Source organism: Streptomyces barringtoniae (assembly GCF_020819595.1).
GTDB classification, from domain to species: Bacteria; Actinomycetota; Actinomycetes; order Streptomycetales; family Streptomycetaceae; genus Streptomyces; species Streptomyces barringtoniae.
The window spans coordinates 322722-342179 of the sequence record NZ_JAJHNP010000002.1 but is presented as its reverse complement, the minus strand read 5'-3'; the positions used below and the strand labels follow the sequence as shown (position 1 = coordinate 342179).

The window sequence follows — 19458 nt, the reverse complement described above, 5'->3', positions numbered from 1 at the left end:
ACCGCATACCTATGCATAGACGGCTAGCGCGCCATCTCCTCCTTGAGCGCGGCCACGAAGGTGTCCACGTCCTCCTCGGTGGTGTCGAAGGAGCACATCCAGCGCACCACTCCGGCGGCCTCGTCCCAGAAGTAGAAGCGGAAGCGCTTCTGCAGACGCTCGGACACGTCGTTCGGGAGCTTGGCGAAGACGCCGTTGGCCTGCACCGGGTAGAGGATCTCCACGCCGTGCACCGCGCGCACGCCCTCGGCGAGCCGCTGGGCCATCTCGTTGGCGTGCCGGGCGTTGCGCAGCCACAGGTCCTTCGCCAGCAGCGCCTCCAGCTGCACCGACACGAAGCGCATCTTGGAGGCCAGCTGCATCGACAGCTTCCGCAGGTGCTTCATCTTCCGCACCGCGTCCTGGTTGAGGACCACGACCGCCTCGCCGAAGACGGCGCCGTTCTTGGTCCCGCCCAGCGAGAGGATGTCGACGCCGACCGCGTTGGTGAACGTCCGCAGGGGCACGTTCAGCGAGGCGGCCGCGTTGGCTATCCGGGAGCCGTCCAGGTGCACCTTCATGCCGTGTGCATGGGCGTGCTCGCAGATCGCGCGGATCTCGTCCGGCGTGTAGAGGGTGCCGAGCTCCGTGCTCTGGGTGATCGAGACGACCTGCGGCATCGCGCGGTGCTCGTCCTCCCAGCCCCAGGCCTGCCGGTCGATCAGCTCGGGCGTGAGCTTGCCGTCCGGCGTGGGCACGGTGAGCAGCTTCAGGCCGCCCATGCGCTCGGGCGCGCCGCCCTCGTCCACGTTGATGTGGGCGCTCTCGGCGCAGATCACCGCGCCCCAGCGGTCGGTGACCGCCTGGAGCGCGACCACGTTCGCGCCGGTGCCGTTGAAGACCGGGAAGGCCTCCGCGGTGGCCCCGAAGTGGCTGCGGATGATCCGCTGGAGGTTCTCGGTGTACTCGTCCTCGCCGTACGCCACCTGGTGGCCGCCGTTGGCGAGGGCCAGGGCGGCCAGCACCTCCGGATGGGCCCCGGCGTAGTTGTCACTGGCGAAACCGCGGACCGCGGGGTCGTGATGGCGACGCGCGTCGGTCTTGGGAGGGTTCACGGCTTCTCGGTCAGCCACAGACGGTTTCCGTTCACTTCCGCGGCGGGCTTGCTCCAGACGCCCTCGATGGCCTCGGCGAGGTCCTTGACGTCCGTGAAACCCGCGAACTTCGCGTTGGGGCGTTCGGCGCGCATCGCGTCGTGCACCAGCGCCTTCACCACCAGGATCGTAGCCGCCGCGCGCGGTCCGGCCTCGCCCCCGGCCTTGCGGAAGCCGTCGGCCATGGCCAGGGTCCACGCCTCGGCCGCGGCCTTGGACGCGGAGTACGCCGCGTTGCCCGCGGTGGGCTTCGACGCGCCGGCGGCGCTGATCAGCAGGTAGCGGCCGCGGTCGCTGCGCTGCAGGCCGTCGTAGAAGGCCAGGGAGGTGTGCTGCACCGTGCGGATCAGCAGCTTCTCCAGCAGGTCCCAGTCCGCGAGGCTCGTCTCCTCGAAGGTCGCGCTGCCGCGCCAGCCGCCGACCAGGTGGACCAGACCGTCGATCCGGCCGTGCTCCTTCTCGATGCGGTCGGCCCAGGCCCGGGTCGAGTCCAGGTCGAGCAGGTCGACCGTCTCGCCGGTGACCGTGGCGCCGCCGCGCGCGTAGCGGGCCGCGTCCACGGACTCCGCCAGGCGCTCGGGGTTGTTGTCGGCGCCGACGACGACCGCGCCGGCCTCGGCGAGCCGGACCAGCGTCGCGTGTCCGGCGGGTCCGCCCGCGCCGGCCACCGCGATCACCGCACCGCTGAGAGACCCGTTGTTCGCCACGTTCTTCCCCTCTGAAGCAGTGTTCTCGTTGACGCGGTCGCTCACGCGGCGATCCGCTCGGCGCCGTCCGCCGTGATGCCCTTGGTGGAGGCGATCACATTCTTCAGCTTCTTGGACAGGGCCTCAAAGAACATGCTCAGCGGAAACTCGTCCGGAAGCACGTCGTCCACGAGCTTGCGCGGCGGCTGGGTCAGGTCCAGCGCCTCCGGGCCCTGGGCCCACTTGGAGCCGGGGTGCGGGGCGAGGTAGGTGGCGACCAGCTCGTAGCCCGCGAACCAGTGCACCAGCTTCGGGCGGTCGATGCCGTCCTTGTACAGCTTCTCGATCTCGGCGCACAGCTGGTTGGTGACCTGCGGGGCGCGCTCCCAGTCGATGGAGAGCTTGTTGTCGGTCCAGCGGAGGACGTCGTGCTTGTGCAGGTAGGCGAAGAGCAGCTGGCCGCCGAGGCCGTCGTAGTTGCGGTTGCGGTCGCCGGTGAGCGGGAAGCGGAACATCCGGTCGAAGAGCACCGCGTACTGCACGTCACGGGCCTGCGGGACGCCGTCCGCCTGGAGCTTCACGGCCTCCTTGAAGGCGGTGAGGTCGCAGCGCAGCTCCTCCAGGCCGTACATCCAGAACGGCTGGCGCTGCTTGATCATGAACGGGTCGAACGGCAGGTCGCCGTGGCTGTGGGTGCGGTCGTGGACCATGTCCCACAGCACGAAGGCCTCTTCGCAGCGCTTCTGGTCGTGGACCATCGCGGCGATGTCCTCGGGCAGCTCAAGCCCCAGGATGTCAACGGCGGCCTCGGTGACCCGGCGGAAACGCGCGGCCTCGCGGTCGCAGAAGATGCCACCCCAAGAGAAACGTTCCGGCGCCTCACGGACGGCGATGGTCTCCGGGAAGAGGACGGCCGAGTTCGTGTCGTAGCCGGACGTGAAGTCCTCGAACGTGATGCCGCAGAAGAGCGGGTTGTCGTAGCGCGTGCGCTCCAGCTCGGCCAGCCAGTCCGGCCAGACCATGCGCAGCACGACCGCCTCCAGGTTGCGGTCCGGGTTGCCGTTCTGCGTGTACATCGGGAAGACGACCAGGTGCTGCAGGCCGTCCGCGCGCTGTGCGGCGGGCTGGAAGGCGAGCAGGGAGTCCAGGAAGTCCGGCACCTCGAAGCCGCCCTCGGCCCAGCGGTGCAGATCCTTCACCAGGGCCTGGTGGTAGGCCTCGTCGTGCGGGAGAAGCGGGGACAGCGCTTCGACCGCGTCCACGACACGCCGTACGGCGGCCTCGGCGTCCGCCCTGGCCGGGGCACCCTCGGCCTCGAAGTCGATCGATCCGTCCTTGGACTGCCATGGCCGGATCTGCTCCACGGCATCCTTGAGCACGGGCCAGGCCGGGTGCTCAACCACCCTGGTCAGCGAAGAAATATGTCCCTCCGCACCCGCCTGCACAAGAATTTCCGTCATGTCCCATCCTCCACGGGAGAAGCTCACGTAGGGACACCGTATGCATACCCCGTTTCAGCCATCAAGAGGCAGCTCGGGAAATTTTTCTGCACATCAGCTTGGTCACCGACATTTTTCCTGCCGTAAACCGTGACGGCGCTCACTTCCGCCGGGGGCATCGGGCATCCGCGCGGTGTGCCGCAGAGCCGTCAACGGCGCGGGGACTCGCCCACGAGAGGGTGACGCCGGGTCGGATACCGGCCAGTCGGCGACCCGCCGCGCACCCGGATGCCTCACGCACGTGCGGGTTCATCGCGCGGCCTGGCCGTTAGGCTGCGACTCTGCCCGCGCGGACGACGGCGTCCGCCCGTTCCGCGCGCGCCGAGCCGCCGTCGACGGAACGGAGTCGAACCTTGAACTTCCTTACCATCGGTCACCGCGGGGTCATGGGTGTCGAGCCCGAGAACACCCTTCGTTCCTTCGTCGCCGCGCAGGACGCCGGCCTCGATCTGATCGAACTCGATCTGCACCTGAGCAAGGACGGCGCCCTGGTCGTCATGCACGACGCCGAGGTGGACCGCACGACCGACGGCACCGGGGCGATCGCCGACAAGACCCTCGCCGAGCTGCGCTCCCTGGACGCGGGCCGCGGGGAGCGGGTGCCGGTGTTCGAGGAGGTCCTGGACGCGGTGCGCACACCGCTCCAGGCCGAGATCAAGGACGTGGCGGCCGCCCGGGCCCTGGCAGCGGTGATGCACGAGCGCGACCTGGTCGGGCGGGTGGAGGTGTCCTCCTTCCACGACGCCGCCGTCGCCGAGATCGCCCGGCTGGTGCCGGGCGTGCGCACGACGCTGATCGGCGGCAGCTACGGCACGGACATCGTGGAGCGCGCGGTCGCCGTGGGCGCGGCGACCGTCAGCCTCAACATCCGCCGGCTCACCCTGGAGATCGTCGAGCACGCGCGCAGGTCCGGACTGCGGATCATCGGCTGGGTCGTCAACACCCAGGATCATCTGCGGCTGGTCCGCGCGCTGGAACTGGACGGCGCGACGACCGACTTCCCGCAGATCAAGCGCACGGGGCGCTTCACGGCCTGACGGTCACCCGAGCTTCTTCACCAGCAGCTCGAACTGCAGGTCGCCGCGCTGCGGGATGCCGAAGCGCTCGTCGCCGTACGGGAAGGGCGACATCTTTCCCGTACGGCGGTAGCCCCGGCGCTCGTACCAGGCGATCAGGTCGTCCCGTACGGAGATCACCGTCATGTGCATCTCGGTGACGCCCCAGGCCTCACGGACCTGACGCTCGGCCTCCGCCATGACCTTCTTGCCGAGGCCCGCGCCCTGCAGGGTGGGGCTGACCGCGAACATGCCGAAGTAGGCGTGGTCACCGCGGTGTTCGAGCTGGCAGCAGGCGATGATCCGGCCGCCCTGTTCCACGGCCAGCAGCCTGCTCTCGGGTGACTTGATCACCTCCAGCACGCCCTCGGGATCCGTCCGCCGGCCCTCCAGGATGTCCGCCTCCGTGGTCCACCCGGCCCGGCTGGAGTCCCCGCGGTAGGCCGACTCGATCAGCGCGACCAGCGCGTCGACGTCGGCGTCGGTGGCGTCTCGGAAGGTGAGGCCGGCGGCGGGGCTTTCCATGGAACGGTCTCCGATCTCGGGCGTGGCTGAGCCAGGGTCGAGGGTAACCCTGCCACTAGGCTCCGCCTGCATGGTGCACGTACTCAGCAGCCGGACCCTGCTCACCCCCACCGACCCCGAGCGCTCCCGGACCTTCTACGGCGAGCGGCTGGGGCTGGCCGTCTACCGCGAGTTCGGTACGGGGCCCGAGCGGGGCACGGTCTACTTCCTCGGCGGCGGCTTCCTGGAGGTCTCCGGGAGGTCCGAGGCACCGCCGTCGCCCGCGGTCCGGCTGTGGTTGCAGGTCGACGACGTGACGGCCGCGCACGAGGAGCTCGAGGCCAAGGGCGTCGACATCGTCCGGCCGCCGGTGAAGGAGCCGTGGGGCCTGATCGAGATGTGGGTCGCCGACCCGGACGGCCACCGCATCGCCCTGGTCGAGGTCCCGGAGGACCACCCGATGCGCTACCGGCCGGGCATCTAGCGCCCGCACGAGCCCTCGGGGCGCATGCCGGCGGTGAGCACATGAGCGCTGATGCCCAGCAGTGAGGGCACGGACCCGGTCCGCCGCGTCGCCGCCAGGACGAGCGCCCGGCGCTCCGGATCCTCGAGCCGGGCGGCACCCCAGGGGCTTCGGCTCACCCGTCGGCCGCATCCGGCCGTCGGCGGCGGCCTCGATCCGCGGCCGGCGTTCGGCGTCCAAGCGGAGCCGGTGCTCAGGTTGTCGTGCAGCGGTGCGTACCGGTTGATCGTGGCCCCGACCACGAGACCTCCCGGCCGCACCACCCGGCACGCCGCAGAGCAGCGCGACGTCCACGGAGGCGTCCGGCGCGTCCAGGGCACGGGCGTCGCCGTGGCGTGCCCGGACGCCGGCAAGTCGGGCCGCCCGCTCGACATGCAGGGCTACCGGGTGGACGAGCTCCACGTCGTGGCCGTCGGCGGCGGGCCACTCCGCGTGGATGCCGCAGGCGCCGCCCACGTCGAGGATGCGCGCGGGAGCGGGCGGCAGGAGCCTGCCCAGGACGTCCTGGGTGCGCCCTCGGGGGACCGCCCCGGATGGCCGGGGCGGAAAGCCCGCGTTAGCGTGCCGGAGGAGCGTCCTGTGCGGCGCGGCAGGCCCGACCCGGCCGGAAGGAACCCTCATGAAGTTCGACAAGCCGGTGACCGGCGGACCGTGCTGGACCGAGCTCGGGACCAGCGATCTGGAGGGGGCCAAGCGGTTCTACACCGACTTGTTCGGCTGGCGGCCGGAGACCGACCCGCGGCAGGAGGCGGGCGGGTACACGGTGGCGCACCTGGGGGACGCGGCGGTCGCCGCGCTCACCCCGCTGTACCAGGACTCCCAGCCGGTGGCGTGGAACGTCTCGTTCCTGGTGACCGACGCGGACGCGGCGGTACAGCGCGTGGCGGAGGCCGGCGGGACGGTGATCCTCGGCCCGATGGACGTGTTCGACGTGGGCCGGTTCGCGGTGGCTCTCGACCCCACCGGCGCGGCGTTCCAGCTGTGGCAGGCACGGGCCTTCCCCGGCGCCGGGCTGTTCAACGCGCCCGGCACCCTCGGCTGGGTGGAGCTGGCGACCCGGGACACCGAGCGGGCCCGGGACTTCTACACCACGGTGTTCGGCTGGAGTGTCAACGCCTCGGAGTGGTACACGCAGTGGGGCATCGACGGCGACGACTTCGGCGGCATGGCCGACATGGGCGACCGGTTCCCGCCCGAGGTGCCGCCGCACTGGATGCCGTACTTCGCGGTGGACGACGTGGACGCGACGGCCGAGGTCGCTGAGCGGGCGGGCGGGGACGTCGTCCTGGCACCCGTGTCGGTGCCCGACGGCCCGCGCATCGCGGTGCTGCGGGATCCGCAGGGCGCGGCGTTCGGGGTGCACCGGGCCGGCGAGGAGGGCTGAGGCGCTGCGCCGGCCTGCGCTTGCCGCCGCCGGCCTGCGCTCGACTTCGCGTACGGTTCGCCCCCTGGTGTCCGGCCCTGGAACCTACGCCCGCACCGCCCCCGTCCGGCCCTCCAGGCGGCCGAGCAACTCGGCCAGCAGACCGGCGAGTTCCCCCTGCCCCTCGGGAGCCAGCACACTCAACACGGAGGTCTCGTAGGCGAGTTGCTCCGGAAGGATGCCGTCGACCAGGTCGCGGCCCGCGTCGGTGAGGCGGACGTGGGCGACGCGGCGGTCACGGGCGTCGCCCCGCCGCTCGACCAGTCCGCGTTCGGTCAGCTGCTTGAGCCGCTTGGTCACGGCGGCCCCGGAGGAGAAGGTCTCGCGGACCAGCTCCCCAGGAGTCAGCTCGTGGCCGGTGCGGCGCAGCGCGCCCAGCAGGTCGAACTCGGGACGGCTGAGCCCGGCCCGGCGCAGCGGCGCGTCCTCGGCCTGCTGGAGCAGCGCGGCACACCGGTTGATCCGGCCGATGACCTCCATGGGCCCGGTGTCCAGCTCGGGATGAACGGCCCGCCACTGCCGCACGACGACGGCGACGGTGTCACGGTCGGCGGCGGGGGCATGGCCGGGAGCGGTCCCGGCCCTGGTCCCGTTCGCCGGTCTGCCGGCGTGGCCCGTGCCGGCGGTGTCGTCCGCCGGCGTGTGTCCGCCGTTCGTCGCCGTCATGGCCGCATGTCCTCCGTCGTTCTGCCCGGGGTCCGGTCCTGGTCCCGCTGCCGGTGCCGGACCGGATCCCGGTCCCGGTCCTGATCCTGGTTCCGCGGTACCAGCCCCTGGCGTCGTACCGTCGCCGCGAGCGTACGGTGTCCCGACTGCTCGGCGTGCACGACCCGCTCCTCGGGAAGGTCGCGCTGCCACCACTCGCCCGACGCGGCGTCGGCCATGGCGCGCAGGTCGGCGAGGGCGGCGGCGAGGCTGCGGCGGGCCGATTCCAGGGCGTGGGGTGCCGGGTGCGGCTCGGCCAGCAGCCGGGCGGCGTTCTCGCGGGCGCGTTCCGCCGTGGTCAGGGCGAGTTCGAGGCGGTCGCCCGCACGCCGGTTGGTGACGGCGACGGCCGCGGCGAAGCCGACCAGCGCGCCGACCAGGGTGTCCGCGACCCGCTCGGTGATCAGCTCGGCCGGGTTCTGGGCCCGGGCGAACTCGGTGATGAGCAGGGCCATCGGGGTGACGCAGACGGTGCCGAGCCAGTAGTTGCGGGCGATCAGCGCTTCGGCGCCGAAGTTGAAGGCCAGGCAGCACAGCACCAGTGCGACCGGGTGGAGATGAGCGAGCGGGGCGACGAGGGCGAACACGAGGACGCCGAGCACGTTGCCGACGACCCGCTGGACGCCCCGGCTCCAGGTGAGGGTGACGTTCGCCTGGTAGAGGGAGGCCGCGGTGACCAACGCCCAGTAGGGACGGCCCACCCCGAGCGCGAGGGAGGCGTAACCCGCGAGGGCACAGCCGATCGCGGTTCGCGCGGCGATCGGGGCGAGGGGGACCAGGCGTTGCCGCAACGGCCGTCGAGGCTCGGCGAGTTCGGTTGCGATGCCGAGGAGTTCGTCGGCGGACTCGCGCGGGGGCTCGACGCGCGGTACCCGTCCGGTGCCGCGCAGCTCGCGGGCCCAGGCGCGCAGTCGTGCGGGGTCGGTGTCGGCGGGGGCGGCGAGGGCGACCTCGGCGCGGACGAGGAGCTGTTCGAGGGTGCGCCGGGTGCGGTCGGGGCGGGGGCCGGCGGCGAGCAGCGACTGCCAGGCGGCGTGGATCGCGGCGGCGCTCGCGGCACGGGCCCGGGTGTGCCCGTCGGCGGTGCCGCGGGTGTCGGCGTAGGCGGCGGCCGCGTTCAGGGCCTGGGCGGTGGCGCGGCGCTCGGGGCCGTGCGGGCGGAGCAGCCCGGGGGCCATGCCGACCAGCCAGGCCCAGGCGCCGGCCGCCAGCGCCAGCCCGACGTGTCCGGGCACCTGGCCGAGGGTCTGCGGCGCGAACAGCGAGGCGGAGCCGATGAAGGTCAGGACCACGTTCCCGGGTGGTCCGAGCCGGGTGGCGTCGCTCACGGTCTTCTGGACGGCCGCCATCACGGCGCCGACGGTGACGAGGACGACGGCGTCGCTCGTGAGCGACGCGGCGAGCAGGGAGACCGCGAGGCCGCCGACCATGCCGAGCACCACCCAGGCCAGCAGGCGGGCACGGGCGGCGTAGGGCCGGTTGTGGCCGTAGAGCGCGCACAGCGACCCGGCCATCGTGTACATCGCGAGGTCGAGGCGGCCGAGCGCCAGCAGGACCAGGTTGGCCGGCGCGACCGCGGCGACCACGCTCAGCGCGGGCTTGAACCAGATGTCGGAGGGCCGCCCGAGGCGGAGCACTCCGGCGAGGGGAAGTCGGTGGAGGGTCGCACTGCTCATGGCATCAATTTAACATGTGTTTTACTCGTAAAATTCCCTCGGCTGCGGCGATCCCCCGAGGGCGTGCTCACCTGTCGTGCCCCGTCGAATGCTCCCCGTGTACACCCTTGCGCTCGCGTGCGCTCCGCGTCGCGTGGGCATCGCATCCTCGACCGACCGTCGAACGGGGAGGTGCGCGTGCACGGACCGGTACCGGCAGCGTGGCTGCTGGTCGCCCTGTGCGCGGCGACCGGGGCCTACTGCCTGCTGCGGATGCGCAGCCGGGTCGAGGAACAGCGCCGGGCCGCGGGCGGTGAGGCGCTGATGGGCTTCGGCATGGCCGTGATGGCCGTACCCGCGGCGGCGTTCTCGCCGCCGAGGTGGGCATGGCCGGTGTACGCGGCCGTGTTCGGCACGGCGGCACTGCGCGCGCTGTGGTCCGCGCGCACCGCACCCCACCACCTGCACCACCTGGTGGGCACCTTCGCGATGGTCTACATGTCGGCGGCCATGGCCGCGGCCCCACCCGGCGCCCACCACTCCCACGGCGGCTCGGGGGTGCCGCTGCTGACCAGCCTGCTGCTGCTGTACTTCGCGGGTTACGTGCTGCTCGCCGGCGCCCGTCTGGTGCCGGCCGCCGTCGCGGTGGCCGAGGCGGGGGCCGGGGCCGGGGCCGGCGGCGGCCCGGTCGGCTGGGGCGACCGGCTGGAGCTGGCGCGGGCCTGCCGGCTGTCGATGGGTATCGGCATGGTGGCGATGCTGCTGGCCATGTGAGCGGGGTCAGTGCGGGTGCGTTGTCTGCGTCACTTCGGTGGCGCGGACCGTACCCGTGGGTGCTCAGGCGCTCATAGGGTGCTGACCATGATGGTCCCCGTGACCCTGCTGCTGCTCGGCGCCCTGACCGCCGTCGTCGCCCCGCGGCTGATCGCCCGGGCCGACTGGCCGGACCGCGAACCGGTCGTCGCCCTCTGGGTGTGGCAGTGCGTCGTGGCGGCCGTCCTGCTGTGCTGCGTGCTGTCGATGGCGCTCAGCGCGTCGGCCGCCTGGCTGGAGGTGCGCGGGCAGTTGTTCGCCCGGGCTCCGCGCGCGGTCGTGGACGCCTACGCCCTCGGCACGGCCGGCCCGTGGGCGGCGCCCACCGCCGTACTGCTCGCCGCGGGCGGCCTGTGGAGCCTGGCGATGCTGGTGCGCGAGGTCGTACGGGCCCGGGCCCGGCGGCGTACCCGGCGGACCGAACTCCTCGTGCGTGCCCCGTTGTTGCCGGGCGAGGAAGCGGCAAGCGGCCGGCTGGTGGTGCTGGAGGGCGAGCGCCCCGACGCCTGGTGGCTGCCCGGCACGGCACCCCGCCTGGTCATCACGACGGCCGCGTTGCGTCGGCTGAAAGGGCGTCAACTGAACGCGCTGCTCGCCCATGAGCAGGGCCACGCGCAGGCCCGGCACGACTGGCTGCTGCACTGCTCGGCGGCGCTGGCGGGCGGGTTCCCGCAGGTGCCGGTGTTCGCCGCGTTCCGCGACGAGATGCACCGGCTGGTCGAGCTGGCCGCCGACGACATGGCCTCCCGGCGCTTCGGCCGGCTGACGACCGCGCTGGCCCTGGTCGAACTCAACGAGGAGCGGGGCGTGTTCGGCCCCTGCCCCACCCCGCAGGCCCATGTGCCGCAGCGGGTGCACCGGTTGCTGACTCCCCCGGACCGGCTCCCCGCCCTGCGCCGACTGCGCCTGACGGCCGTCGCGGCTCTGGTGCCGGTGATTCCGGTACTGGTGGCCCTGATTCCGGGCCTGCGGGCACTCGGCTGACGGCGATCGACCGACACCTGTCGGCTGCCGGCCGTACGTCGCGCGGGCCGGCCCGATGGTGGCCACAGGTTTCCCGGTCAACAGACATCGCGGCATGCCACGCAGCCCCCTCCAGCCCTGCGTGCGTGGCCGCCGCGGTGGGCTGGTGTGGCGGCACGCCGCCTGGTGGACGGCGCCGTGGCCGGCGGTCACCGTGGTCTGCGGCCTCCTGCTGTGGCTGCTGCACCGCTTCGGCGCCGGCCGCGTCCGGTGGCGTACGGCCGTGGCGGCGGCCGTGGCCTCGGTGAGTGGGGGGCGTGACCCGGGTGTGGCTGGGCGTCCACTGCCCTCGTACGTGCTGGGCGGCCGGCTGTTCGGGGCGTTGCCGGTGGCCCTGGCCGTGATCGTGTACGAGGGGCCGCGGCCCGGTCACGCCGACACCGCTGAACACCGGCCCGGATAGGGTCAGGTGTATGAATGCCGTGTTGTTCGACTTCTCCGGGACGCTCTTCCGCGTCGAGTCCACCGAGTCCTGGCTGCGGGCGGTGCTGGCCGAGACCGGGCACACCCTGCCCGAACCCGAACTGCAGGCGGCCGCACGGGCCTTGGAGGTGGCCGGTGCGCTGCCGGGCGGTGCGAATCCGGTGGAGCTGCCGGCGGACCTGGCCGGAATCTGGGCGGTGCGGGACGAGAGTGCGGAACTGCACCGGGCCGCCTACACGGGCCTGTCCCGGCGGGTGCCGTTGCCCGACCCCGCCCTGCACGACGCGCTGTACGAACGGCACAAGACCCCGGCCGCCTGGGCTCCCTACCCGGACGCCCCCGAGGTGCTGCGCACGCTGCACGAGCGCGGGATCGGCGTGGGCGTGGTCAGCAACATCGGCTGGGATCTGCGCCCGGTCTTCCGCGAACACGGGCTCGACCGGTACGTGGACGCGTACGTCCTGTCGTACGAGCACGGCGTGCAGAAGCCGGACCCGCGGCTGTTCTCCGTCGCCTGTGCGGCGCTGGGCGCCGATCCGCGGGAGGTGGTGATGGTGGGCGACAGCAAGGAGGCCGACGGCGGCGCGGCTGCGCTCGGCTGCCGGGTGCACTTCGTCGACCACCTGCCGGTGACGGACCGGGCCGACGCGCTGCTGCCCGTACTGGACCTGGTGACCTGAGGCCCAGCCCGCTGCCGGCCGGCCGAACCCGGGCCCTGCGCGGTCCGCTGGGTGAGGCCCGGAGCTCTCCGGCCGTGCGGCGGTCAGCCCTGGTAGCCCTCGACCTGGTCGGCGGGGCGCACGCGCGCCTCGTCCGGGTTCTCACCGTACTCGGCCTTCGCGCGGCGCTGCCGCAACAGGTCCCAGCACCTGTCGAGTTCGCTCTCCAGCTGTCCCAGCCGCTGTTGCTCGACGGAGCTGTCGATGCGGCCCGAGGCCAGCGCCTCGCGGAGTCTGCGCTCGTCCTCGACCATCTCCGTGATCCTGCCCAGGATCCGCTGGTCCTGCTCCATGGCGACCCGCCTCCTCGCCTCGGCACCGCTGACCACTCTAGGGAGGGAGCGGCCGGCCTGCGACACCAACGGGAGGCACGGGCCGGGCACGGCGCGGGAAAGGGCTCGCCGCCGCGCCGTCCGCCTGAGACGATCCCCCGCGTCGCCCCAGACGGACGGCAGCCCTGGACAGGGCCGCCCGCGCATGGCGGTGCCCACTGCGATGAGTATAGTTGGCTGGCAGCCAGTCAACGCAGGAGTTTCAGGATGTCCCCGCGCAGCGCCTCGGTCAATGAAGAGTTGCGGCGGCGTTCCCGCGAGCGGTTGTTGCAGGCCGCCGTGGAACTGGTGGACGAGCACGGCTTCGAGGCCACCACGCTGGGTGACATCGCGGACCGCGCCGGTTCGGCGCGCGGACTGGTGTCGTACTACTTCCCCGGGAAGCGCCAGCTGGTGCAGTCCGCCGTGCACCGGCTGATGCACCGCACGCTGGAGGAGGCGCTGGAGCGGGAACCGCACACCGAGGACGGCCGGGAGCGCCTCGCCCGGGCCATCGACGCGATTCTGGGTCTGGCCCGCGACCGGCCGGTGCTGATGCGGCAGCACATGGCGGGGCTGCTGCAGGCGGAGGGCTTCGTGCAGTGCCCGGAGCAGCGCCGGCTGTCGGAACTGCTCGGCGACACCGTCGCGCGGTGCGGCTCCCAGGACGTCGCCGCCGACTACCCGATGCTTCGGGCCCTGCTGATGGGCGCGGTGTACGCGGCGCTCGTGCCGGGGGTGCCGATGCCCGTTCCCGCGCTGCGGGCCGAACTGTTCCAGCGGTACGGGCTGGACTGGGAGTCCGGGGTGCCGCCGGAGAGCGAGAAGGGCAAAGAGACGCGGGAGCAGGACCTGTCCCGGTTCTTCGCGACGGAGGAGCGTCCGAGCAGTCCCTGAAGGGGCGGGGGCCGCTTCGACGGCGGCTCGCCTCAGTCGCGGCGTGCGTGACGAGGGGGCAGGAACCCGGCGTCGCGCGCCTGGGCGATCAGTTTGAGGGAGCGGCGGCGGCTGTGTCCGGTCGCGCTCATCACGGCGAGCACCGGGTCGCTTCCCCGCTCCTGCGCGGCACGGTACTCCCGCGCGACCCGCCGACGGCCCTCGATGCCGCGCGGCCAGACCGGCCGGGCGCGCCGCGGGCCCGCACCGGGCGCGCCCCCTGCACCGCCGGCCTCAGTCCCGCCGGCCCGCTCTTCGCCGGCCGCCTTCCCGCCGGCCTTCTCCTCGCCGGCCGCCTGCAGGCCGGTCTCCTCCGCGCGAGCCGCCTTCCCGTCGCCGGCCGCCTGCAGGCCGGTCTCCTGCTCGCAGACCTTCTCGTCGCGGGTCTCCTCCTCGCGGGTCTCCTCCTCGCGGGTCTTCCCCTCGCCGGTCTCCTCGGCACCGGCCCCCTCGTCGGCTTCCGGTTCGTACCGCTGATCCGGGGGCTCGTCGCCGTCGGCCTGGTTCGGCCGCTCCACCCCGCACGACTCGAACAGCGGCCCCTCGATCCAGCCCGCGAGCACCGTCAGATCGGTGAGGGACAGGGCCGGCTGGGCGCTGACGTCCTCGATGGACACACAACCCGAGCGCACGACGGCCAGGGCGTCGACCCGCGCGCCGTCCGGGAAGGCCAGCCGCACATGGAACCAGGAGGTGGTGTCGCAGTGCTCCCGCACCTCCCACGCGGGCCACACGGACACCGCGCCGTCCTCCGCGTTCCGGTCGGAGAGGTGGAGAAAAGATGCTTCTGGCACACACGCAACGTAACCTCATGATCACATTCAATACGAACGGACACGCTTCGTAGTCACCCCGCCGGCCCCTGCCGCCACGGGTCCGTGGGTGCCATGCTGGAGCCGTCCGCACACCACCTCCTTCGGCCGAGGAGCATCGCTGTGCTGCGTGTCGCCGTCGTCGGTTCGGGACCGAGCGGGTGTTACACCGCCCAGAGCCTGGTTCAGCTGGATCCCGAGGTGTACGTGGACGTCCTGGACCGGCTGCCGTGCCCTTACGGTCTGGTCCGCTACGGCGTCGCCCCGGACCACGAGAAGATCAAGTCCCTGCAGGGCAGCCTGCGGACGGTGCTGGAGCACGAGCGGGTGCGGTTCCTCGGCGGGGTCCGGGTGGGCGGCCCCGGCGGGCTACCCGTCGAGCGGCTGCGGGAGCTGTACCACGCGGTGGTGTACTGCGTGGGCGCCGCCACGGACCGCCGGCTCGGGATCCCGGGCGAGGAGTTGCCGGGCAGCTGGTCGGCGACCGACTTCGTGGCCTGGTACAGCGCGCATCCGGACGCGGCCGACGCGGGCTTTCTGCGCGGAGTGCGGTCGGCCGTCGTCATCGGCGTGGGCAACGTGGCGGTGGACGTCACACGGATGCTGGTCCGGGGGGCCGCGGAGCTGCGCCCGACGGACATGCCACAGGCGGCGCTGGACACGCTGACGGCGAGCGGGATCACCGAGGTGCACATGGTGGGCCGGCGCGGCCCCTCGCAGGCCCGTTTCACCACCAAGGAGCTGCGCGAGCTGGGTGCGCTGCCCGGCACCGAAGTGACTGTCGACCCGGCCGACCTGGCGCTGGATCCGGCCGACTCCGCCGCCCTGCCCGCCGTACAGCGCCGCAATCTGGAGGTGCTGCGCGGCTGGGCCGCCCGGTCCCCGGCCGCTGCCGACCGGCGTATCGGCCTGCGGTTCTTCCTGCGCCCCGTGGAGCTGCTCGCGGAGGCCGGCCGGGTGGGTGCCGTGCGCTTCGAGCGGACGGCGCCGGACGGGCGGGGCGGGGTGACGGGCACGGGCCGGTTCGTGGACGTGCCGGCCCAGTTGGTGCTGCGCTCGGTGGGCTATCGCGGGGTGCCGCTGAAGGGGCTGCCGTTCGACGCGCCGAGCGGCACGGTGCCGAACGTGGCAGGGCGTGTCGTACGCGAGGGCGCCCCCTCCCCCGGCGAGTACGTCGCCGGGTGGATCAAGCGCGGCCCGACGGGCGTCATCGGCACCAACCGGCCCTGCGCCAAGGAGACGGCGACGTCCTTGCTCGCGGACGCTGCGGCGCTGCTGGGCCGGCAGGTGCCCGAGGATCCGGTGCCCGCGCTGCGGGCGGCCGGGACCGAACCCGTGCCGTGGGCGGGGTGGCTGGCGATCGAGCGGGCCGAGGCCGAGCTGGGCGCGCGGCTCGGGCGGGGTGTGGTCAAGCTGGCGGACTGGAACGCGCTGCTCACGGCGGCCCGCTCGGTATAGGCCGGGCGGCCGGCGATCCCGGTGGCCAGGGATCCCGCCGGGCGGTCAGGGGTTCCGCATCGGTCGGGCGGGCATGACACACAGCGGCAACAGGCCGGAAATCAACAAACTGTTCAAGAAGCTTACGGTCTCGTCCTGTTCGGATGTCACTCCCCGCTCGCGCACTGTTGGAGTCCCCATGGCCACCACCGCAGCCGCCCATCCCGTCGACGAGATACCACCGGCACGGCACTTGGCGGCCTTCGGGCTGCAGCATGTGCTCGCGATGTACGCGGGTGCCGTCGCCGTGCCGCTGATCGTGGGCGGCGCAATGAAGCTGTCGCCCGCCGACCTGGCGTATCTGATCACCGCCGACCTGCTGGTGTGCGGGATCGCCACACTGATCCAGTGCGTCGGCTTCTGGCGGTTCGGCGTCCGGCTGCCGATCATGCAGGGCTGTACGTTCGCGGCGGTGTCGCCGATGGTACTCATCGGGACGGCGGGCGGCGGACTGCCCGCGATCTACGGCTCGGTGATCGTGGCGGGTCTGGCGATCATGCTGCTCGCGCCGGTCTTCGGCAGGCTGTTGCGCTTCTTCCCGCCGCTTGTGACCGGCACGGTGATCCTGATCATCGGGGTCTCGCTGCTGCCGGTCGCGGGCAACTGGGCGGCGGGCGGCGCCGGCGCGAAGAACTTCGGGGAGCCGAAGAACCTGGCGCTGGCGGCCTTCGTCCTGGCGGTGGTGCTGGCCGTGCAGCGGTTCGCGCCCGCCGCGCTCGGCCGGATCGCCGTACTGATCGGGATCGCGGTGGGTCTGGCAGTCGCGGTGCCGTTCGGGTTCACCGACTTCGGCGGGGTCTCCGGCGCCGACTGGGTGGGCATCAGCACGCCGTTCCACTTCGGGGCGCCGCGGTTCAAGGCCTCCGCGATCGTGTCCATGCTGGTGGTCGCTCTCGTCACCATGACCGAGACGACGGGTGACCTGATCGCCGTGGGCGAGCTGACCGGGCGGCAGGTCGAGCCGCGCTCGCTCGCCGACGGGCTCCGTGCGGACGGTCTGTCGACGGTGCTGGGCGGGGTGTTCAACACCTTCCCGTACACGGCGTACGCGCAGAATGTGGGCCTGGTCGGAATGACCCGGGTGCGCAGCCGCTGGGTGGTTGCGGCGGCCGGCGGGATCCTGGTGCTGCTCGGCCTGCTGCCCAAGCTGGGCGCGGTGGTCGCGGCGATCCCGGCGCCGGTGCTGGGCGGCGCCGGGCTGGTCATGTTCGGGACGGTCGCGGCGAGCGGGCTGCGGACGCTGGCCGGGGTGGACTTCAAGGGCAACCACAATCTGACCGTGGTGGCCGTGTCGGTGGCGATCGGCCTGCTGCCGGTGGGTGTGCCGACGGTCTACGAGAAGTTCCCGGACTGGTTCCAGACGGTGATGAACAGCGGGATCAGCGCGGGCTGCCTGTCCGCGATCGTACTCAACCTGCTCTTCAACCACCTTCCGGGGAAGGCGGGTTCAGGCGCCGTCGCCGAGGCGGACGGACTGCCGGTCCGCGGCGGCGAGGAGACTGTCCAGCAGTCCCGGGAAGAGGCTGTCTAGGTCGTCCCGGCGCAGCCCGTTCATCTTCGCCGTGCCCCGGTAGACCTGCCGGACGACCCCGCTTTCGCGCAGCACCCGGAAGTGGTGCGTGGTGGTGGACTTGGTCACCGGCAGTTCGAACTGCGAGCAGGTCAACTCCGCTTCCCGTGCGGCGAGTTCGCGCACGATCTGCAGCCGCATCGGGTCGGAGAGCGCGTGCAGCACGGCCTCCAGGCGGATCTCCTCCCGCTCCGGATGCGGCAGCGCACGGCCGGCGGTGGCGGTCTCGGTCACGGCGGCTGCCCTTCGTCACGGAAGTCCTCGGCTGAGGCCATTGTACGAGGGACGTCGTAGTTTGACACATCTCGTAGTACGAGGATTATCGTATGAGCCGTTCCATGGTCCCGTGACGAACGGAGTCTGACGTGAGCGCGCTCTTCGAGAGCATCACCCTGCGTGGAGTGACCATCCCGAACCGGGTGTGGATGCCGCCGATGTGCCAGTACTCGGCCGAGCCGGAGGGCCCGCTCGCGGGCGCCCCGCACGACTGGCACTTCGCGCATTACGCGGCGCGCGCCACGGGCGGCACCGGCCTGATCATCGTGGAGGCCACCGCGGTCTCGCCGGAGGGCCGGATCTCCCCCTACGACCTCGGCCTGTGGAACGACACGCAGGTGGAGGCCTTCCGCCGGATCACCCGCTTCCTCGCCGCCCAGGGCGCGGTGCCGGGCATCCAGCTCGCGCACGGCGGCCGCAAGGCGTCCACCGACCGGCCCTGGAAGGGCGGCGCTCCGCTCGGACCGGAGGCGCACGGCTGGCAGCCGGTCGCCCCGAGCGCGGTGCCCTTCGACGAGCAGCACCCCGTGCCGGCCGAGCTGACGGTGGAAGAGATACAGGAGATCGTCGGCCGGTTCGCCGCGGCGGCCCGGCGGGCGCTCGCCGCCGGCTTCGAGATCGCCGAGATCCACGGCGCCCACGGCTACCTGATCAACGAGTTCCTGTCCCCGCACTCCAACCACCGCGGCGACGCCTACGGCGGCTCCTTCGAGAACCGCACCCGGTTCGCCCTCGAGGTCGTGGACGCCGTACGGGAGGTGTGGCCCGAGGACAAGCCGGTGTTCTTCCGCATCTCGGCCACCGACTGGCTCCAGGACGGCGGCTGGACCACCGAGGACACCGTCCGCTTCGCCCGCGACCTGCACGCCCACGGCGTCGACCTGCTCGACGTCTCCACCGGCGGCAACGCCTCCGGCGTGACCATTCCGACCGGGCCCGGCTACCAGGTGCCGTTCGCCGCCCGGGTGAAGGCCGAGACCCCGCTGCCCGTCGCCGCCGTGGGCCTGATCACCGAGGCCGAGCAGGCCGAGAAGATCGTCACGAACGGTGAGGCCGACGCCGTCCTGCTGGGCCGCGAGCTGCTGCGCAACCCGTCCTGGGCCCGACACGCGGCCCGCGAACTGGGCGCCGAGATCCGGATACCGGCCCCGTACCACCGGTCAGTCTGAGGGCCACCGGCGACCACCGGCCGGTGGGAGCGCGAGCGCCCGCGCCCACCAGCCGGTCCGCCCGCGGCCACACGCCACCATGACGGCCACCCACCCCCAGCCGGTCTGACCGCGGCCACACGCCACCGCCGACCGATCCAGCGCGCCTGCCTGCAACCACCGGCCGATCCAACGACGGCCACCCGCCACCACCGGCCGGCCTGACCGCGGCCATACGCCACCACCAGCCGATCCAGCGCCACCAGCCTGCAACCACCGGCCGGTCTGAGGGGCCGCGGCCAGCCACTACCGGCCGGTCCAGCGCGGCGACCGCCCGCACCGGCCGATCCGACCACGGCCACCCGCCCACCGGCCGATCCAACCACGGCCGCCCCCGCCACCAGCCGGAACCGCCACCACCGACCAGTCAAGCGCGCCCACCACCACAGACCGGTCCAACCACGACCACCCGCCCACCGGCCGATCCAACCACGACCGCCCCCGCCACCAGCCGAACCGCCACCACCGACCAGTCAAGCGCGCCCACCACCACAGACCGGTCCAACCACGACCACCCGCCCACCGGCCGATCCAACCACGACCGCCCCATCAGCCGGTCCAACCGCAGCCACCAGCCACCATGGGTCGATCCACGCGGCAAACCGCCACCACCGACCGGTCCAACCACGACCGCCCGCCCAATACCACCAGCCGATCCGACCACCCGCCCACCGGCTGATTGAGTAC

At 72.6% G+C, this 19458-nt stretch carries 21 protein-coding genes; 11 read left to right on the top strand and 10 right to left on the bottom strand.

The features are described 5' to 3' along the window. Positions 1 to 23 precede the first annotated feature (23 nt). Genes LMU33_RS03895 through LMU33_RS03885 form a run of 3 tightly spaced genes read right to left on the bottom strand, consistent with a single transcriptional unit; the run spans position 24 to position 3279 of the window. Complete coding sequence (locus LMU33_RS03895; RefSeq protein WP_228617362.1) at positions 24 to 1094, bottom strand: threonine aldolase family protein; 1071 nt, start codon at positions 1092 to 1094, stop codon at positions 24 to 26. Then, positions 1091 to 1885, bottom strand: coding sequence for an SDR family NAD(P)-dependent oxidoreductase (locus tag LMU33_RS03890; protein WP_228617360.1), 795 nt, complete (start codon positions 1883 to 1885; stop codon positions 1091 to 1093). The genes LMU33_RS03895 and LMU33_RS03890 overlap by 4 nt, the downstream gene beginning before the upstream one ends. Continuing rightward, complete coding sequence (locus LMU33_RS03885) at positions 1882 to 3279, bottom strand: DUF6421 family protein (RefSeq protein ID WP_228617358.1); 1398 nt, start codon at positions 3277 to 3279, stop codon at positions 1882 to 1884. Before LMU33_RS03885 ends, LMU33_RS03890 begins: the two co-directional genes overlap by 4 nt. Positions 3280 to 3671: 392 nt before the next feature. Here LMU33_RS03885 and LMU33_RS03880 point away from each other — a divergent pair, with 392 nt between their 5' ends. Further along, on the top strand, positions 3672 to 4355 hold the full coding sequence (locus LMU33_RS03880) for a glycerophosphodiester phosphodiesterase (RefSeq protein ID WP_228617357.1): 684 nt from the start codon (positions 3672 to 3674) through the stop codon (positions 4353 to 4355). 3 nt (positions 4356 to 4358) lie between these two features. Here the strand turns inward: LMU33_RS03880 and LMU33_RS03875 are convergent, their stop codons facing one another. Beyond that, positions 4359 to 4898, bottom strand: coding sequence for a GNAT family N-acetyltransferase (locus LMU33_RS03875; protein WP_228617355.1), 540 nt, complete (start codon positions 4896 to 4898; stop codon positions 4359 to 4361). 70 nt (positions 4899 to 4968) lie between these two features. Here LMU33_RS03875 and LMU33_RS03870 point away from each other — a divergent pair, with 70 nt between their 5' ends. Next, positions 4969 to 5361, top strand: a complete 393-nt coding sequence (locus LMU33_RS03870; protein ID WP_228617354.1) for a VOC family protein — start codon at positions 4969 to 4971, stop codon at positions 5359 to 5361. Here the strand turns inward: LMU33_RS03870 and LMU33_RS41600 are convergent. Further along, a complete protein-coding gene (locus LMU33_RS41600) occupies positions 5358 to 5519 on the bottom strand; it encodes a hypothetical protein (protein ID WP_308280748.1) in 162 nt (53 codons plus the stop codon). The two genes, LMU33_RS03870 and LMU33_RS41600, sit on opposite strands and share 4 nt — an antisense overlap. 500 nt (positions 5520 to 6019) lie before the next feature. On the opposite strand from LMU33_RS41600, the gene LMU33_RS03860 reads away from it, so the two are divergent. Beyond that, complete coding sequence (locus tag LMU33_RS03860; protein ID WP_228617352.1) at positions 6020 to 6784, top strand: VOC family protein; 765 nt, start codon at positions 6020 to 6022, stop codon at positions 6782 to 6784. Between the two features lie 84 nt (positions 6785 to 6868). On the opposite strand, the gene LMU33_RS03855 is transcribed toward LMU33_RS03860, so the two are convergent. Both LMU33_RS03855 and LMU33_RS03850 read right to left on the bottom strand, forming a co-directional pair. Then, on the bottom strand, positions 6869 to 7489 hold the full coding sequence (locus LMU33_RS03855; protein ID WP_228617350.1) for a MarR family winged helix-turn-helix transcriptional regulator: 621 nt from the start codon (positions 7487 to 7489) through the stop codon (positions 6869 to 6871). After that, positions 7486 to 9204, bottom strand: a complete 1719-nt coding sequence (locus LMU33_RS03850; RefSeq protein ID WP_228617348.1) for an FUSC family protein — start codon at positions 9202 to 9204, stop codon at positions 7486 to 7488. The genes LMU33_RS03855 and LMU33_RS03850 overlap by 4 nt, the downstream gene beginning before the upstream one ends. A gap of 177 nt (positions 9205 to 9381) precedes the next feature. On the opposite strand from LMU33_RS03850, the gene LMU33_RS03845 reads away from it, so the two are divergent. The 4 genes from LMU33_RS03845 (at position 9382) to LMU33_RS03830 (ending at position 12122) form a co-directional block, all read left to right on the top strand. Beyond that, positions 9382 to 9957, top strand: coding sequence for a DUF5134 domain-containing protein (locus LMU33_RS03845; RefSeq protein ID WP_228617346.1), 576 nt, complete (start codon positions 9382 to 9384; stop codon positions 9955 to 9957). Between the two features lie 87 nt (positions 9958 to 10044). Further along, positions 10045 to 10980, top strand: coding sequence for a M56 family metallopeptidase (locus LMU33_RS03840; RefSeq protein WP_228617344.1), 936 nt, complete (start codon positions 10045 to 10047; stop codon positions 10978 to 10980). Positions 10981 to 11074: 94 nt separating this feature from the next. Beyond that, the gene (locus LMU33_RS03835) at positions 11075 to 11422 is read left to right on the top strand and encodes a hypothetical protein (protein WP_372477865.1); all 348 of its coding nucleotides are present in this window, start codon (positions 11075 to 11077) and stop codon (positions 11420 to 11422) included. A gap of 10 nt (positions 11423 to 11432) precedes the next feature. Continuing rightward, on the top strand, positions 11433 to 12122 hold the full coding sequence (locus LMU33_RS03830; RefSeq protein WP_228617342.1) for an HAD family hydrolase: 690 nt from the start codon (positions 11433 to 11435) through the stop codon (positions 12120 to 12122). Positions 12123 to 12205: 83 nt separating this feature from the next. Here the strand turns inward: LMU33_RS03830 and LMU33_RS03825 are convergent, their stop codons facing one another. Beyond that, entirely contained in the window at positions 12206 to 12454 is a 249-nt protein-coding gene (locus tag LMU33_RS03825) for a DUF2630 family protein (protein ID WP_228617340.1), read from the bottom strand. A 246-nt stretch (positions 12455 to 12700) separates the two neighbouring features. On the opposite strand from LMU33_RS03825, the gene LMU33_RS03820 reads away from it, so the two are divergent. Beyond that, positions 12701 to 13369 carry a TetR/AcrR family transcriptional regulator gene (locus tag LMU33_RS03820; protein ID WP_228617338.1) on the top strand — a complete coding sequence of 223 codons (669 nt, stop codon included), beginning with the start codon at positions 12701 to 12703 and terminating at the stop codon, positions 13367 to 13369. Positions 13370 to 13401: 32 nt separating this feature from the next. On the opposite strand, the gene LMU33_RS03815 is transcribed toward LMU33_RS03820, so the two are convergent. Further along, a complete protein-coding gene (locus tag LMU33_RS03815; RefSeq protein ID WP_443728960.1) occupies positions 13402 to 14088 on the bottom strand; it encodes a DUF6214 family protein in 687 nt (228 codons plus the stop codon). Between the two features lie 255 nt (positions 14089 to 14343). On the opposite strand from LMU33_RS03815, the gene LMU33_RS03810 reads away from it, so the two are divergent. Together LMU33_RS03810 and LMU33_RS03805 are read left to right on the top strand one after the other, a co-directional pair. Beyond that, on the top strand, positions 14344 to 15678 hold the full coding sequence (locus LMU33_RS03810) for an FAD-dependent oxidoreductase (RefSeq protein ID WP_228617336.1): 1335 nt from the start codon (positions 14344 to 14346) through the stop codon (positions 15676 to 15678). Between the two features lie 178 nt (positions 15679 to 15856). Further along, entirely contained in the window at positions 15857 to 17248 is a 1392-nt protein-coding gene (locus LMU33_RS03805) for a nucleobase:cation symporter-2 family protein (RefSeq protein ID WP_228617335.1), read from the top strand. Here LMU33_RS03805 and LMU33_RS03800 read toward each other — a convergent pair. Continuing rightward, the gene (locus LMU33_RS03800) at positions 17165 to 17521 is read right to left on the bottom strand and encodes an ArsR/SmtB family transcription factor (protein ID WP_228617333.1); all 357 of its coding nucleotides are present in this window, start codon (positions 17519 to 17521) and stop codon (positions 17165 to 17167) included. The two genes, LMU33_RS03805 and LMU33_RS03800, sit on opposite strands and share 84 nt — an antisense overlap. A gap of 131 nt (positions 17522 to 17652) precedes the next feature. Here LMU33_RS03800 and LMU33_RS03795 point away from each other — a divergent pair, with 131 nt between their 5' ends. After that, positions 17653 to 18732, top strand: a complete 1080-nt coding sequence (locus LMU33_RS03795; protein WP_228617332.1) for an NADH:flavin oxidoreductase/NADH oxidase — start codon at positions 17653 to 17655, stop codon at positions 18730 to 18732. Positions 18733 to 19458 lie beyond the last annotated feature (726 nt).

Coding starts and splice junctions, on each gene's coding strand:
- LMU33_RS03885 (WP_228617358.1), bottom strand. CDS start 3,279: ATGACGGAAATTCTTGTGCAGGCGGGTGCGGAGGGACATATTTCTTCG.
- LMU33_RS03875 (WP_228617355.1), bottom strand. CDS start 4,898: ATGGAAAGCCCCGCCGCCGGCCTCACCTTCCGAGACGCCACCGACGCC.
- LMU33_RS03870 (WP_228617354.1), top strand. CDS start 4,969: ATGGTGCACGTACTCAGCAGCCGGACCCTGCTCACCCCCACCGACCCC.
- LMU33_RS03860 (WP_228617352.1), top strand. CDS start 6,020: ATGAAGTTCGACAAGCCGGTGACCGGCGGACCGTGCTGGACCGAGCTC.
- LMU33_RS03855 (WP_228617350.1), bottom strand. CDS start 7,489: ATGACGGCGACGAACGGCGGACACACGCCGGCGGACGACACCGCCGGC.
- LMU33_RS03850 (WP_228617348.1), bottom strand. CDS start 9,204: ATGAGCAGTGCGACCCTCCACCGACTTCCCCTCGCCGGAGTGCTCCGC.
- LMU33_RS03840 (WP_228617344.1), top strand. CDS start 10,045: ATGATGGTCCCCGTGACCCTGCTGCTGCTCGGCGCCCTGACCGCCGTC.
- LMU33_RS03835 (WP_372477865.1), top strand. CDS start 11,075: ATGCCACGCAGCCCCCTCCAGCCCTGCGTGCGTGGCCGCCGCGGTGGG.
- LMU33_RS03830 (WP_228617342.1), top strand. CDS start 11,433: ATGAATGCCGTGTTGTTCGACTTCTCCGGGACGCTCTTCCGCGTCGAG.
- LMU33_RS03825 (WP_228617340.1), bottom strand. CDS start 12,454: ATGGAGCAGGACCAGCGGATCCTGGGCAGGATCACGGAGATGGTCGAG.
- LMU33_RS03820 (WP_228617338.1), top strand. CDS start 12,701: ATGTCCCCGCGCAGCGCCTCGGTCAATGAAGAGTTGCGGCGGCGTTCC.
- LMU33_RS03805 (WP_228617335.1), top strand. CDS start 15,857: ATGGCCACCACCGCAGCCGCCCATCCCGTCGACGAGATACCACCGGCA.